At 71.9% G+C, this 14,005-nt stretch carries 12 protein-coding genes and 1 pseudogene; 2 read left to right on the top strand and 11 right to left on the bottom strand.

What is annotated here, in order from left to right:
• Nucleotides 1-171 precede the first annotated feature (171 nt).
• A complete protein-coding gene (locus PSH25_RS00005; RefSeq protein ID WP_238656961.1) occupies nt 172-630 on the bottom strand; it encodes a helix-turn-helix domain-containing protein in 459 nt (152 codons plus the stop codon).
• Nucleotides 631-883: 253 nt separating this feature from the next.
• On the opposite strand from PSH25_RS00005, the gene PSH25_RS00010 reads away from it, so the two are divergent.
• Complete coding sequence (locus PSH25_RS00010; protein ID WP_238656962.1) at nt 884-1,945, top strand: helix-turn-helix domain-containing protein; 1,062 nt, start codon at nt 884-886, stop codon at nt 1,943-1,945.
• A gap of 22 nt (nt 1,946-1,967) precedes the next feature.
• Here the strand turns inward: PSH25_RS00010 and PSH25_RS00015 are convergent, their stop codons facing one another.
• From PSH25_RS00015 to pgsA, 8 genes are all read right to left on the bottom strand, one after another.
• Complete coding sequence (locus PSH25_RS00015) at nt 1,968-2,681, bottom strand: ribonuclease FAU-1 family protein (RefSeq protein WP_238656963.1); 714 nt, start codon at nt 2,679-2,681, stop codon at nt 1,968-1,970.
• A gap of 13 nt (nt 2,682-2,694) precedes the next feature.
• Nucleotides 2,695-3,447, bottom strand: coding sequence for a YebC/PmpR family DNA-binding transcriptional regulator (locus PSH25_RS00020; RefSeq protein WP_238656964.1), 753 nt, complete (start codon nt 3,445-3,447; stop codon nt 2,695-2,697).
• A gap of 283 nt (nt 3,448-3,730) precedes the next feature.
• On the bottom strand, nt 3,731-4,336 hold the full coding sequence (gene pdxT, locus PSH25_RS00025) for a pyridoxal 5'-phosphate synthase glutaminase subunit PdxT (protein WP_238656965.1): 606 nt from the start codon (nt 4,334-4,336) through the stop codon (nt 3,731-3,733).
• A 77-nt stretch (nt 4,337-4,413) separates the two neighbouring features.
• Nucleotides 4,414-5,331 (bottom strand): pyridoxal 5'-phosphate synthase lyase subunit PdxS, encoded by a 918-nt coding sequence (gene pdxS / locus PSH25_RS00030; RefSeq protein ID WP_308193597.1) that lies wholly within the window; start codon nt 5,329-5,331, stop codon nt 4,414-4,416.
• 158 nt (nt 5,332-5,489) lie between these two features.
• Nucleotides 5,490-5,993, bottom strand: coding sequence for a hypothetical protein (locus PSH25_RS00035; RefSeq protein ID WP_112583378.1), 504 nt, complete (start codon nt 5,991-5,993; stop codon nt 5,490-5,492).
• 81 nt (nt 5,994-6,074) lie between these two features.
• Nucleotides 6,075-7,235 (bottom strand): glycosyltransferase family 4 protein, encoded by a 1,161-nt coding sequence (locus PSH25_RS00040; protein ID WP_238656966.1) that lies wholly within the window; start codon nt 7,233-7,235, stop codon nt 6,075-6,077.
• Between the two features lie 55 nt (nt 7,236-7,290).
• Nucleotides 7,291-8,223: a phosphatidylinositol mannoside acyltransferase gene (locus PSH25_RS00045; protein ID WP_238656967.1), complete on the bottom strand. Its 933-nt coding sequence runs from the start codon at nt 8,221-8,223 to the stop codon at nt 7,291-7,293.
• 46 nt (nt 8,224-8,269) lie between these two features.
• Nucleotides 8,270-8,899, bottom strand: coding sequence for a phosphatidylinositol phosphate synthase (pgsA, locus tag PSH25_RS00050; protein WP_238656968.1), 630 nt, complete (start codon nt 8,897-8,899; stop codon nt 8,270-8,272).
• Between the two features lie 249 nt (nt 8,900-9,148).
• Between pgsA and PSH25_RS00055 the strand changes: the two genes are divergently transcribed.
• The gene (locus PSH25_RS00055; RefSeq protein WP_238656969.1) at nt 9,149-11,305 is read left to right on the top strand and encodes an elongation factor G-like protein EF-G2; all 2,157 of its coding nucleotides are present in this window, start codon (nt 9,149-9,151) and stop codon (nt 11,303-11,305) included.
• 147 nt (nt 11,306-11,452) lie between these two features.
• Here PSH25_RS00055 and PSH25_RS00060 read toward each other — a convergent pair whose 3' ends face one another.
• Both PSH25_RS00060 and PSH25_RS00065 read right to left on the bottom strand, forming a co-directional pair.
• On the bottom strand, nt 11,453-12,433 hold the full coding sequence (locus tag PSH25_RS00060; RefSeq protein ID WP_238656970.1) for an alpha/beta fold hydrolase: 981 nt from the start codon (nt 12,431-12,433) through the stop codon (nt 11,453-11,455).
• A 424-nt stretch (nt 12,434-12,857) separates the two neighbouring features.
• Nucleotides 12,858-13,842 (bottom strand): annotated as a pseudogene (locus PSH25_RS00065) (aldo/keto reductase).
• Nucleotides 13,843-14,005 lie beyond the last annotated feature (163 nt).

Consider the following 14,005-nt stretch of genomic DNA (forward strand, 5'->3'; position numbering starts at 1 on the left):
ACTGATGTCAGTACTGGAGTATACAAGTGAGATAGCACTACTCATCGAGCAACAGACAAGTGTACAGCCGCCGTCACACCTACGAATATAGAACTGATATTAGCGGCAACTGAGTCCAACGATCGATATTGTTTTAATGGTACGGCGAACCCCGCGAGCTGCACTCGTTCCCTACACGACGCTCATCCGAACTGGGGTAGGGTCGGCGGGCAACGTCGGCTCGGCGGGCGGGATGGGCTCCGCCGACGGGGCAGGGCCAGCCTGCGGGAGCGGCTCCGCCGGCACGGGCTGGCTGGCGGCGGGCGTCAGGGTGGTCGGCGACGCCGGTGTCTCCCACCGGTCCCGTTCGCTCAGGCGGGCCTCGATGTCCCGCCGCATCCCCACCCACCGTTCGATGTCGGGCACCCCGCAGGCCGCCAACATCGCCACCACGGTGCGCTCCCGGGGCAGGGTGATCCGCCCCAGCATCGTGGCGAGCGTGCTCGCCGGCAGCCAGTGCCCGGCCGCCGAGGCCCGCCGGGATATCTCCCGGTAGGTCAGGCCCGAGCACCTCCGCACGTCCCGCAGCAACGCGACGTACTCCCCCGCCGTGGCCGCCTGCGGCACCGGATCCCGGGTAGCGTCATCCACCGATTCTCCCCGTGTCGTCGATCTGGTCGGGCGCGCACCGGTACCGGTCCGAGCCCGACGGCCGCACCCCGCCCAACGGCGCGGCCATCGAGCGTCGACGCTAGATAAGCCGGCGGGCGAGGACAATGCCCTGGCCGCCGGGGTGCGCTGTCCGGGCAGCTCAGGGCGCCATGTCCGGATCCTGTCCGACCATCTCGGACAGTCGCTGGGACCCGACTTGCCCCCGCGTCCGCGGTGTCTGGAGAATCGGGCGATGACCACGGGGGAGCTACGCCCGGACGACGCGTCCGACCCGGCCGGGTTCGTCGAGATGCTGCGCCAGCTCAAGGACCGCTCGGGGCTCACCTACCGGCAACTGGAGCAGCGTGCCGCGTCGGCGGGTGACGTGCTGGCCCGCAGCACCGCGGCCGACATCCTGCGCCGGTCCACACTGCCGCGGCCCGAGGTGGTGGCCGCGTTCGTTCGGGCCTGCGGCGCCGAGGATCAGGTCGAGACGTGGCTACGGGCGCGACACCGGATCGCGGTGAACGCGTACGCGCCGACGTCGCCCGTGTCGGACCAGCCGGCCGACGGCAGCACAGCGGACGGCTCGGCGGTCGACGCGGCGGCGGAGGAACGTGCCGCACCGGCACGAGCGCGGTGGTTCGCCCGGCGCGCACCGCTGGCGTTTCTCGTCGTCGGGGTGCTACTGGCCGCGGTCGGCGTGGTCGCCTGGATCCAGCGACCCGACGACGTACCGCCGACGGGTCAACGTGGCGGCCCGACCCCGGCGGTTTCCGGCGTCCCCTCGGCCAGCGCCAGCCCGGACGATGACGCCAGCCCCGAGGCGGACGCCAGCCCGACGATCGGGCCGGACGCGCGGCTGAGCCGGATCCACCCCGCCCGCAACCCGCAACTGTGCCTCACCGAGGGGCGCGAGCGCACCAGGCAGTACCCGCACGAGGTGGCGGTCCAGCGTCCCTGCGTGGACGCCACCCCACCGGACACCTACCTGGAGCCGGCAGCCGGCGGGCTGTACTTCATCAAGTGGAGCCACCCGGTGCACGGGCCGGGCTGCCTCACCATCCGCAGCGAGGATCCCGGTCGAAATTTGCTCGAACCCTTCACGAAGTGCAGCGACAGCAACCCGTCGCAGCTGTTCCGCTTCGAGCCGACCGTACCCGCGCCGACCTCGTACCGGATCAGGCCGAGCGGCACCGACCTGTGCGTGGGGCTCCGCGACGATGACACCGAGGTGTCGGCCGAGGCGCTGGTCGAGCCGTGCACCAACGGCGCGGACCAGGTGTTCCTGGTCGACCCCCGACCGGCAGGCTGACCGGCCGGACCGGCGTTCCGGCTCAGCGCGCGGGTGGCACCCGGTCCCAGCCGGCGGGCAGCGGAGGCGCCGTCCAGGCGGGGTCGGGCTGCCAGGTGGCCCACGCCGGGTCCCACCAGCGCTCACCGCCGTCGAGCAGGGCGGCGATCCGGTCGCCCTCGGCCTGGATGGCGTCCCCCATACCCGGGTAGCGCCCCTCCACGAGGCGCTGGGCGAACATCTCGACGTCCTTCCAGACGTACCGGTCGGCGTCCGCGGCCCACCACAGGTCCAGCTCGTGATCCAGGGTGTCCACCCCGACCGGCGTACGCCGCACCGGGTCCTGGAGGTTGAAGTACCAGCCGGCGAAGTCGCGGCCCGGCCCGGTCCAGAACACGTCGATCGAGTGCGCCTCACCGGGGCGTTGCAGCATCAGCTTGCCGTGCCCGGACCAGGAGCGGTGCCCGGCGGTCTCCCACGGGTGCCGTCCGCACGGGAAGACGCCGGTCTCCGGGAAGCCGAACTCGGCTCCCGGTGGGAGGTAGAGGGCGAGCAGGTCGGGCGAATCCTCGACGCAGATCGTCGGGCAGCCGAACCAGACCTCGCCGCGCAGCACCTCACGGCGCACGACGATGTCGCCGGGAGCGAACCGGTCCGCCACCACTCCGGCACCTCCTCGTTCGCCGCCCGGCGGACCCGTTACCGGGTCGACCACCAGGCCGGGGGGCGGCACGACCGCGTCGCCGTCATGCCGCACCGACCACTGCCACTCAGGCGTCGACCGCCGCCATCACGTCGTCGCTGATGTCGAAGTTCGCGTAGACGTTCTGGACGTCGTCACAGTCTTCCAGGACGTCGATCAGCTTGAAGATCTTGCGGGCGCCCTCTTCGTCCAACGGCACGTTGACGCTGGGGATCAGGGACGACTCGGCCGACTCGTACTCGATGCCGGCGTCCTGCAACGCCGTCCGCACCGGGATCAGGTCGGTCGGCTCGGAGACCACCTCGTACGCCTCGCCGATGTCGTTGACCTCTTCGGCGCCGGCGTCCAGGACGGCCAGCATCACGTCGTCCTCGCTGGTGCCCTCCTTCGGGACGATCACCACGCCCTTGCGGGAGAACATGTACGACACCGAGCCGGCGTCGGCGAGCGAGCCGCCGTTGCGGGTCAGCGCGGTGCGCACCTCGGTCGCCGCGCGGTTGCGGTTGTCGGTGAGGCACTCGATGAGCATGGCCACGCCGCTCGGGCCGTACCCCTCATACATGATCGTCTGCCAGTCGGCGCCGCCGGCCTCCAGGCCGGAGCCGCGCTTGACGGCGCGATCGATGTTGTCGTTCGGCACCGAGCTCTTCTTCGCCTTCTGGATGGCGTCGAAGAGCGTCGGGTTGCCGGTGGGGTCGCCGCCGCCGATCCGAGCGGCCACCTCGACGTTCTTGATCAGCTTGGCGAACATCTTGCCGCGCTTGGCGTCGATGACGGCCTTCTTGTGCTTGGTCGTCGCCCACTTTGAGTGGCCGGACATCTTCTACCTCCGTTGCTACCCGCCGTCTGCATCGACCGCACCGCTCACGCCCCGCTCCCACCGGCGCACGCGGAGGTGCCGGTCAGCTCTGGTGGAAGCCGTGGCGGGCAGATGGCCCTGCCGAATCTCCGCAATCCTACCGACGTCCCCCCGGTCGCTGTCATGCACCGCGCGCGGCACGGCCACCCGGCCCCCGCGGACCAGGGCAGACGGGGCAAAAACCCCCGGCCCTGGTCACGACCGCGGCGAACATCATGGACAGCCCGGCCCGGCCGCCCGCCGTTCAGGACGCGGCGCGGACCAGGTCCACGAAGTACGCGTGCACCCGCAGGTCACCGGTCAGCTCCGGGTGGAACGAGGTGGCCAGCAGGTTGCCCTGTCGGACCGCCACGATCCGGTCGGCGGCCGGACCGCCGGTCACCACCCCGATGACCTGGACGCCGGCACCGACCCGCTCGACCCAGGGCGCGCGGATGAACACCGCGTGGAACGGCTCGCCCGGCACCCCGGCGACCGTCACCGGCGCCTCGAACGAGTCGACCTGCCGGCCGAACGCGTTGCGCCGGACGGTCATGTCGATGCCGGAGAAACCCCGCTGGTCGGGTCGGCCGTCGAGTACCTCGGTCGCCAACATGATCATGCCGGCGCAGGAGCCGTAGACCGGCATACCGTCGGCGATCCGCTTGTCGATCGGCTCGCGCATCTCGAAGATGTCGGCGAGCTTGCTCATGGTGGTGGACTCCCCGCCGGGGATGACCAGGCCGTCGACCGCGTCCAGCTCCGCCGGACGGCGGACCGGGCGGGCGTCCGCACCCGCCGCGGCGAGCGCCGCCACGTGCTCGCGGACGTCGCCCTGGAGCGCGAGCACACCGATCACGGGTGCCGTCACGTTCGCACCGTTCCTCTCCATGTCACGCCGCCCCGGCGGGGCGCGTCGACCGTCCTCAGCCCTGACGGGCGCCGACCTCACCAACCGCGCTCGGCCAGGCGGTGCGGCTGCGGGATCTCGTCGACGTTGATGCCGACCATCGCCTCGCCGAGACCCCGGGACACCTTGGCCAGCACGTCCGGGTCGTCGTGGAAGGTGGTCGCCTTGACGATCGCGGCGGCCCGCTGAGCCGGGTTGCCCGCCTTGAAGATGCCGGAACCGACGAAGACACCCTCCGCGCCGAGCTGCATCATCATCGCCGCGTCGGCCGGAGTGGCGATCCCGCCCGCGGTGAACAGCACCACCGGCAGCCTGCCGCTCTCGGCGACCTCCTTGACCAGCTCGTACGGGGCCTGCAGCTCCTTGGCCGCGACGTACAGCTCGTCGGCCGGCAGCGAGGACAGCCGGCGGATCTCCTGACGGATCTTCCGCATGTGGGTGGTGGCGTTGGAGACGTCACCGGTGCCCGCCTCGCCCTTGGAACGGATCATCGCCGCGCCCTCGGTGATCCGGCGCAGCGCCTCGCCCAGGTTCGTCGCGCCACAGACGAAGGGCACGGTGAACGCCCACTTGTCGATGTGGTTCGCGTAGTCGGCCGGGGTCAGCACCTCGGACTCGTCGACGTAGTCCACGCCGAGCGACTGGAGGATCCGCGCCTCCACGAAGTGACCGATGCGGGCCTTGGCCATCACCGGGATGGAGACCGCCTCGATGATCCCGTCGATCATGTCGGGGTCGCTCATCCGGGACACCCCGCCCTGCGCGCGGATGTCGGCGGGCACCCGCTCCAGGGCCATCACCGCGACGGCGCCGGCGTCCTCAGCGATCTTGGCCTGCTCGGCGTTGACGACATCCATGATCACGCCGCCCTTGAGCATCTCGGCCATGCCACGCTTCACGCGGGCGGTGCCGACGACGGGGGCGGTACCGGTGTTCGACGCGGTGTTTTCGGGCACGGGTCATCGCTCCTTGGACGTGCTCTGGGGGTGGCAGCGAAAATGCTACGCGCGGTGCAACGCCGTACCGACAGCCAATCAGACCCCCGGTGGCCTGCACTGTGGCCCTGGTCACCGGCCCGCCCGCCGGCCTGGGAGCAGAGGGCGACCGTCGGAGGTCAGGCCGCGGGGACGTCCGCCGGGACGACGAGGGTCGGGTCGTCGATGTCGAAGTAGCGCGGCCACTCCCGGCCCCGTCCCATCCGCAACAGGCGCACCAGCGGCCGGCTGCGCGCCGAGCGGGCGTCCCGGACCAGGTCGGTGTGCACCTGCCGGGACAACGCGAGCCGGCGACTGGCGGCGATGACCGCCGCGCAGTCCGGGTCGCCCGGGTCCAACTGGACGCCGCGCAACTGCCGGGTGAGGTCGTTCTCCGCCGCCTCCCGCTCGTCCGGGCTGGCGTCCAGGGCGATCCGGGCCGCCGCGTACAGCTCGACGCCGAAACGCCGCTCAGCCAGGACCGCTGCCGCCGCCGCGCGGCGCAGCAGGTGGGCGTCGAGGGCCCGGGCCGCCAGCTCCGCGCGGCCCTGCAGTCGTTCGACCCGGCCGGCGGTCCAGATGAGGTACGCCGCGACCAGCCCCACGACCACGCTCGCGGCCACCACCCACCACATGTGCGGCATCGTAGTGCTGCTCCGTTTCGTCCGATTGGGCGCGGCCGGACCGGTCCCACCGGTCAGCACCGCACCATCCGTCACACCGGCTCAGCCCAGCCCCACCCATTCCTGGTCGATGACCCGCCCGTCGGTTGCCTCGATCGCCGCTGCGTATACCTCCAGAACGCGGCGGGCAACCACCGGCCAGTCGAAATTCGCGACCACCTGATCACCGCAGGCACTCAACGTGGCCCGCCCGGCCGGGTCGTCCAGCAGCTCGCTCAGCACCCCACGCAGCCCCACCGGGTCACCCGTGGGGAAGAGCCGACCGGCCCGCCCACCGTCGAGCACCCGCCGGAACGCGTCCAGGTCGCTGGCGACCACCGTCGTGCCCGCCGCCAGCGCCTCGGTGAGGATCATGCCGAACGACTCGCCGCCGGTGTTCGGGGCGACGTAGAGGTGCACACTGCGCAGCATGCGCGCCTTGTCCGCTTCGCTGACCAGGCCGAGGAACGTGATCCGCTCGTGCAGTTCGGCGGGGAACTGGTCGTACAGGTCGTCGGGGTCACCCGGGCCGGCGACGAGCAACCGCAGACCGGGCCGGGTGGCGGCCAACGCCACGAACGCGTCGCGCAGCACCGGGAAGCCCTTGCGCGCCTCGGTGAACCGGCCCAGGAAGCCGAGTGTCCCGCCGGTGCCGGTCGCGCACTCCCCCGGCCAGCCCGGCAACGGCTCGGCGTCGGCGAACTTGGCCACCGCCACCCCGTTGGGGATCTCCACCGCGCCGCCGTCCATGTGCTCGACCTGCACCTTGCGGGCCAACGCGCTCACCGCGATCCGGGCCGTGATCCGCTCCAACACGATCTGGAGCACACCCTGGGCCGCGGCGAGGACCCGCGAACGGGTCATCGCGGTGTGGAACGTGGCCACCACCGGGCCACGGGCGGAGAGCACGGCCAGCAGCGACAGACTCAGCGTGAGCGGCTCGTGCACGTGCAGCACGTCGAAGTCGCCGTTGGTGATCCACCGGCGCACCCGGGCGGTCGACACCGGGCCGAACGCGATCCGGGCCACCGAACCGTTGTACGGCAGCGGGACGGCCCGCCCGGCGGACACCACGTACTCCGGCAGCGGCGAATCCTCGTCGGCCGGCGCGAGCACGCTGACCTCGTGGCCGAGCGCGATCAGCGCCTCGGCGAGGTCCATGACGTGGTTCTGCACCCCACCGGGCACGTCGAAGGAGTACGGGCACACGATGCCGATCCGCATGCGTCAGCGCCCCCCGTCCGCGGCTGCGGGACACCACCTCAACGTGCCCACCTCCTCAGGCCGGGCCGGAGGCCGACGAGGGCAGCGCCGCGCCCTCCCCCGACCTCGCCTGGTCCAGCCACATCCGCTGCAACATGTGCCAGTCTTCCGGATGCTGGGCGATACCCGCCGCCAGACGGTCGGCGATCAGCTGGGTCAGCGACCGGACCCGCTGGTCCAGTGGCCCCACCTCGGGGCCCGGCACCGGCAACGGACCAGCCAGCGACGCACAGGCGGCATCCGGTTCGTACCACAGCGAGGCCACGTAGAGCGGCGCACCGGTGTGCAGCGCGAGCAACGCCGGCCCGGCGGGCATCCGGGTCTTCCCACCGAAGAAATCCACCTCCACCCCCCGGGCGGAGAGGTCCCGGTCGGCCAGCAACGGCACCACCGCACCGGCCCGGAGCCGGTCCAGCAGCACGTCGAACGCCGGACGCGGCCCCCCGTGGGTCGGCAGGATCTCCATTCCCAGACTCGCCCGGAAGGCCAGGAAACGCTTGTACACGCCCTCCGGCTTGAGTCGCTCCATGACCGTGGTGATCGGCCAACCGGTGGCCGCCACCCAGGCGCCCGCGGCATCCCAGTTACCGGCGTGCGGCAGGGCCACCACCGCGCCCCGACCGGCGGCCACGTCGGCGGCGAGCAGCTCAGCGCCGTCGAGCCGGAAACCGGACAGGATCTGCGACCGGCTCAGGGCGGGCAGCCGGAACGCCTCCATCCAGTACCGGGCGTACGAGCGCAACCCGCGCTTGACGAGATCGTCCAACTCGGTGTCGGGCAGTTCCGGGCCGACCACCCGGCGCAGGTTCGCGCGCAGTCGGGCCGTACCCCCGCCGCCGGCGCGGTGGGCGCGGTCCGCGCCCGCCCGGAACGCCGCCGCCACCAACGGCCGCGGTAGCGCGCGGACCACCCGCCACCCGGCGACGTAGCCCAGCTCGGTGAGGTTCACGCGACTCGGCCGCCGGTCGTCCGACGCCAGCTCGCCGGCACGCCGCTCACGCCTGGCCGTCCGGCTGGAGCTGCTGGGCCTGGCGGTAGACGTGCGTCATCCGCTGCCCCACCGTGAAGATCGACACGGCGGCGAGCAGCCAGAGCGCGATCTCCAACGCCGGGTCGACACCGACACCGGTGAGGATCCCGCCGACCCCGACGATCAGCAGCCGCTCGGTGCGCTCGGCGATGCCCACGTTGCAGGTCATGCCGAGCCCTTCGGCGCGGGCCTTGACGTAGGAGACAAGGCCGCCGGCGGCCAGGCAGACCAGCGCGGCGGCCACCCCGGAGTGGTCGCCCTGGGTGGCCAGCCAGTACGCGACCGCGCCGAAGACGGCGCTGTCGGCGACCCGGTCCATGCTTGAGTCGAGGAACGCCCCGAACTTGGTGGAGCCGCCGCTCATCCGGGCCATCGTCCCGTCGAGCAGGTCGGTGAGCGCGAACAGGGTGACGATCAACGCGCCCGCGACCAGATGGCCGCGAGCACCGAGGCCGAGCGCGCCGACGAGCACACCAACGGTGCCCGCGACGGTGACGGCATTGGGGGTGACGCCCGCGCGCAGCAGGGCGCGGGCAATCGGCTCGACGACGCGGGTCATCCCCGCGCGGGCCGACACTTGGAAGATCTTCGCCATGGCGGTCCCCACGATAACGGTCCGCCCAGCTCCGGCGATACGGACGGTACCGCCGACCCGCCCGGGGGAGGCTTGTGCCTATCCGGCAACGGGTGTGAGATCGAGCCGGAAGGTGAGCCAGCTCACCCGTCCGCCCGTCCCGTTCCCGCTGTGCAGCAGACCACCGGAGGATATCGCCGCGCACTCGCCCCGGGCCGCTTCCCGTCGCGCGGCGGTCGCCACCACCACCGGCTGAGGGAGGTGCGCCCCATGGCGCAGAAGAGTCAAGAGAAGGGTTCCACCGGCGGCACGCCGGTGGTGACCGAGCCCGAGCGGGTTCGCAACGTGGTGCTCGTCGGGCACTCCGGGGCGGGCAAGACCACCCTGGTCGAGGCGCTGCTCGCGGCGACCGGCACGATCGGCCGCGCGGGCACCGTGGTCGACGGCACCACGGTCGGCGACCACGACCCCGCCGCCGTACGCCAGCAGCGCTCGGTCAGCCTGTCCTGCGCGCCGCTGCTGCACAACGGCATCAAGGTCAACCTGCTGGACACCCCCGGGTACGCCGACTTCGTCGGTGAGCTGCGCGCCGGTCTGCGGGCCGCCGACGCCGCGCTCTTCGTGGTCTCCGCCGCGGGCGGCATGGACGCGGCCACCGTCGCGCTGTGGGAGGAGTGCGCCGCCGTCGACATGCCCCGCGCCGTCGCGGTCTCCCGACTGGACCAGCCCCGCGCCGACGTCGACGAGACGGTGGCGCTCTGCCAGCGCCTCTTCGGCGACAACGTGATGCCGCTCTACCTGCCGATGCTCGGCGACGACGGGGTGTCCACCGAGGGTCTGCTCGGTCTGATCACCCGTCGGGTCTTCGACTACAGCGCCGGGCTCCCCGCCGACGTCCGCGACCCGGACCCGGAGCACCAGCGGGCCATCGACGAGTCCCGCGACGAGCTGATCGAGGGGATCATCGCCGAGAGCGAGGACGAGACCCTCATGGACCGCTACCTCGACGGCGAGGAGATCAGCGACGAGGTGCTCATCGACGACCTGGAGAAGGCCGTCGCCCGGGGCCACTTCTACCCGGTGGTGCCGGTCTGCGCCCAGACCGGCGTCGGGCTGGACGTGCTGCTGGAGGTGTTGACCGCCGCGTTCCCGTCGCCGCTGGAGCACGAGCTGCCGGCGGTGACCGGCGTGGACGGCTCGCCGCGTCCGCCGCTGAGCTGCGACCCGGCCGGTCCGCTCGTCGCCGAGGTCGTCAAGACGACCGTCGACCGCCACGTCGGCCGGGTCTCGCTGGTCCGGGTCTTCTCCGGCACGCTGCGCCCCGACCAGACCGTGCACGTCTCCGGGCACGGCATGGCCGAACGCGGGCACCCCGACCACGACGCCGACGAGCGGGTCGGGCACATCTACACCCCGCTGGGCGCCACCCTGCGGGAGGTGCCGCTCTGCGTGGCCGGTGACATCTGCGCGATCACCAAGTCGGGCAGCGCCGAGACCGGCGACACCATCTCGACCCGGGACGACCCGCTGCTGATCGCCCCCTGGGAGATGCCGGAACCGCTGCTGCCGGTGGCGATCGCCGCCCGGAGCCGCGCCGACGAGGACGCCCTGGCCCGCAACCTCGCCCGCCTGGTCGCCGGCGACCCCACGCTGCGGCTGGAGCGCAACCCGGAGACCCACCAGCTGGTGCTCTGGTGCATGGGCGAGGCGCACGCGGACGTGGTGCTCGACCGGCTGCGCGCCGGCGGCGTCGAACTGGACACCGAGCCGGTCAGGGTGTCGCTGCGCGAGACCCTGACCGTGCCCGCGAAGGGTCACGGCCGTCACGTCAAGCAGTCCGGCGGCCACGGCCAGTACGCGGTCTGCGACATCGAGGTCGAGCCGCTACCCCGCGGCGGTGGCTTCGAGTTCGTCGACCGGGTGGTCGGCGGCGCGGTGCCGCACAACTATGTCCCGTCGGTGGAGAAGGGCGTCCGCGCCCAACTGGAGCGCGGGCTGGTCGCCGGCCACCCGGTGGTGGACCTGCGGGTGACCCTGGTCGACGGCAAGTCGCACAGCGTCGACTCCTCCGACGCGGCGTTCCAGACCGCCGGGGCGCTGGCGCTGCGCGACGCCGCCGAGCGTGGCCAGCCGGCCCTGCTGGAGCCGATCGACGAGGTCACCATCCGGGTCCCGGACGGCTCGGTGGGCACGGTGATGGGCGACCTGTCCGGCCGGCGTGGCCGGGTGCTCGGCACCGAACCGGACCCGGACACCGAGGGCCGCACCCTCGTCCGCGCCGAGGTGCCGGCCACCGAACTGCTTCGGTACGCCGTGGAGCTGCGCTCCATGACGGCCGGCACCGGCACCTTCCGCCGCCACTTCGTCCGCCACGACCCCATGCCCACCCACCTGGCCGACCAGGCCCGCAAGGAACACACCCCCTGACCCCACGCCGTGCCCGGCTCGACACGCCGACTTCGTACCGCCCAGCCGTGCCCGAACAGCATCGGTGGAGTGCGGGCCGGGTGGGCGACGGCTCGATCGGCCGTCGCCCACCCGGCCCGCCCGGAGCCTCAGCTCAGCTCGGCCCGCTCAGCCGAAGAACGATTTCAGGTGCTGGATGAGCGCCTCGGGCTGCTCCTCCACGAAGTAGTGCCCGGTGTTGGCGATCTGTACCAGCTGCACGTTGGTGGCCTGCTGGGTGAGCGTCGCGGCGAAGCTCGGGTAGAAGATGTCGTGGGCGATACCTAGGACCGGGACGGTCACCGGCGCGTACGTCTCGTTGTCGACAATGTCCTGGCCCAGCGCCTTGTACCAGCCGTTGCCGCCCCGGATGGCGTCCGGAGTCGAGTATGCCTGGGCGTAGACGGCCCGGTCGAAATCGCTGATGGCTTGCTTGTTGACAAGCAGGTTGTCGAACATCCAGTCGACGAGGAAGCGGGACCGGCCCGTGATGAGCTGCTCCGGCAGCTGTGACACCTGGTTGAAGGCGAACCACCAGGGGTGGAACGGGGCACCCGGCGCCGGCAGCATCCGGAACTCGTAGTAGTTGCTGTTCGGGTGTTCCACGTCCAGCATGGCGATCTTGTTGACGACCGCGGGGTGGTTCGCCGCCATGCTGTAGGCGACCATCGACCCCATGTCGTGACCCACGACGTTCACCTTGGTGTAGCCCAGCGCCCCGGCCAGCGCCGCGATGTCCGCCGCCATGGTCTTCTTGTCGTACCCGGACGCCGGCTTGCTGGAGCCGCCGGCACCGCGCAGGTCCACGGCGATCACGCGGTATCGGGTGGCCAGCGCCGGCATCACCTTGTGGTACTCCCACCAGGTCTGCGGCCAGCCGTGCAGCAGAATCAGGGGTGCCCCGCGCCCGCCGGCGACGTAGTGCAGCCGGACGCCGTTGACCTCCGCGTACCTGCTCGTGAACCCCCCCGGAAGGGTGGCTGCGAGGTCGGCGGCGGCCGGGGCGGCGGCCAGCGCACCGTCGGTGGACGGTGCGGCCTGTGCCGCGGTGCCGGTCGCCACTGCGGCGACCGCGCCGGCGCCGAGCGCGATCAGCTTCCTTCTGTTCATCGAAGACACACATGCTCCAGTTCTCTAGATGTGACATGCATCTTTGCCGATTTCTGGTAAATGCAGGGTTGCGCAAGGTCACGGATGCACGAGTGCCCATCGGGAATGACCGATGGGACCTAATTTCCTGCGCTTGCGTCCGATGGCCGTCCCGGCCATCGGACGGGACAGGCGACGATCTCGGCCACGATCGGGACTGCGGAGATTTCCGTGTTCGACCCGGGTGTGGTCCGTCGGACAGGACGTCGGTCCGGTCCGGGAAGGACCACGTCATGGCAGCCGAGGAGAACGCTGCACCTCATGAGCCGACGGCCGTGGAGGTGGAGCTCGCCGTGTGGGCGTTCGCCGCCGAGTTCGGCGACCGGCACCTGGCTGTCATCGGGCCTTTGTGGCGCCCGCACAGCTCTCAGGCCCGCAACCGCCCTCAGGGGTGGACTGTGGGGTGGGTCGGGCGGGGCCAGTGGGGGCGGTCGGCGTCGCGGAGGGCGGCCGTGCGGACGGCGGCGAGCTGACGCTCCACCTCGACGAACTGGTCCGCCGGCAGCGGGCCCCGGCGCAGCGCGGCGGCGTTCTCCTCGACCTGGGCGACCGTACGGCAGCCCGGGATCGGGATGGTGCGACCGCTGCGCGCCCAGATCCAGCCCAACGCGCCCTGGGCGAGGGTGCGTCCGTCGGCGGTGAGCGCGGCACGGACCGCGCCGACCCGGCGCAGCCACTCCGGTGCCGGCCGACCACCCCGGAACCACTCCAACCAGCCCGGGGCAAGCCCGCGTACGTCGTCGCGGGGCAGTGTCGACCCGGCCGAGTACTTGCCGGTGAGCAGCCCCATCCCGAGTGGACCCCGATTGACGCTGGCCAGGTCGTACTTGTCGCAGACGGCGAGCAGCTCGGGGGCGTCGCGGAGCACCGACAGGGTGTGTTGCACGGCGGTGGCGCCGGCGGCAGCCTGGCCGAACGCGGCGGCCCGGTCGGGGCGGTCGGTACTCCACCCGTACGCGCGGATCAGGCCCTCGGCCACCAGGTCCTCGCAGGTCCCGATCAGCGCCTGCGCCCTCGGCACCGGCAGGTCGGCCAGGTGCAGCTGGTAAAGGTCGATCCGGTCTGTGCCGAGCCGGCGCAGCGAGGCGGTCACGGCACTGCGCAGGTACGCGGGCGACGCGTCCTCGCCGGTGGCCTGCCGAGCGGCCACGTCGAAGGTGTAACCCCACTTGGTGGCGATCACGGCGTCGTCGCGGCGACCGGCGAGCGCGCGACCGAGCACCCGCTCACCGTGCCCGGCCCCGTACGTGTCGGCGGTGTCGAAGAGGGTGATGCCCTCGTCCAGAGGCGGAGTCCACCACCGCCCGGGTGCCGTCGAGATCCAGCTGGCGGCCGAAGTTGTAGCAGCCGATGCCGAACACGGACACCACGAGCCCGGAGTCGCCGAGCCTGAGATAGGTACTCTGAGTCGAGAGCCAACCACTATGCCGGACGGCAGCACCTGCCCAGATCACCGACGGCACAACTACCCACACACAGTACAGCGTCGCCAGCACCCCGCTGTGACCGCGGCAACACACAACACGCACAAGG

The sequence above is a fragment of the Micromonospora foliorum genome (genome assembly GCF_022229015.1).
Classification (GTDB): Bacteria; Actinomycetota; Actinomycetes; order Mycobacteriales; family Micromonosporaceae; genus Micromonospora; species Micromonospora foliorum.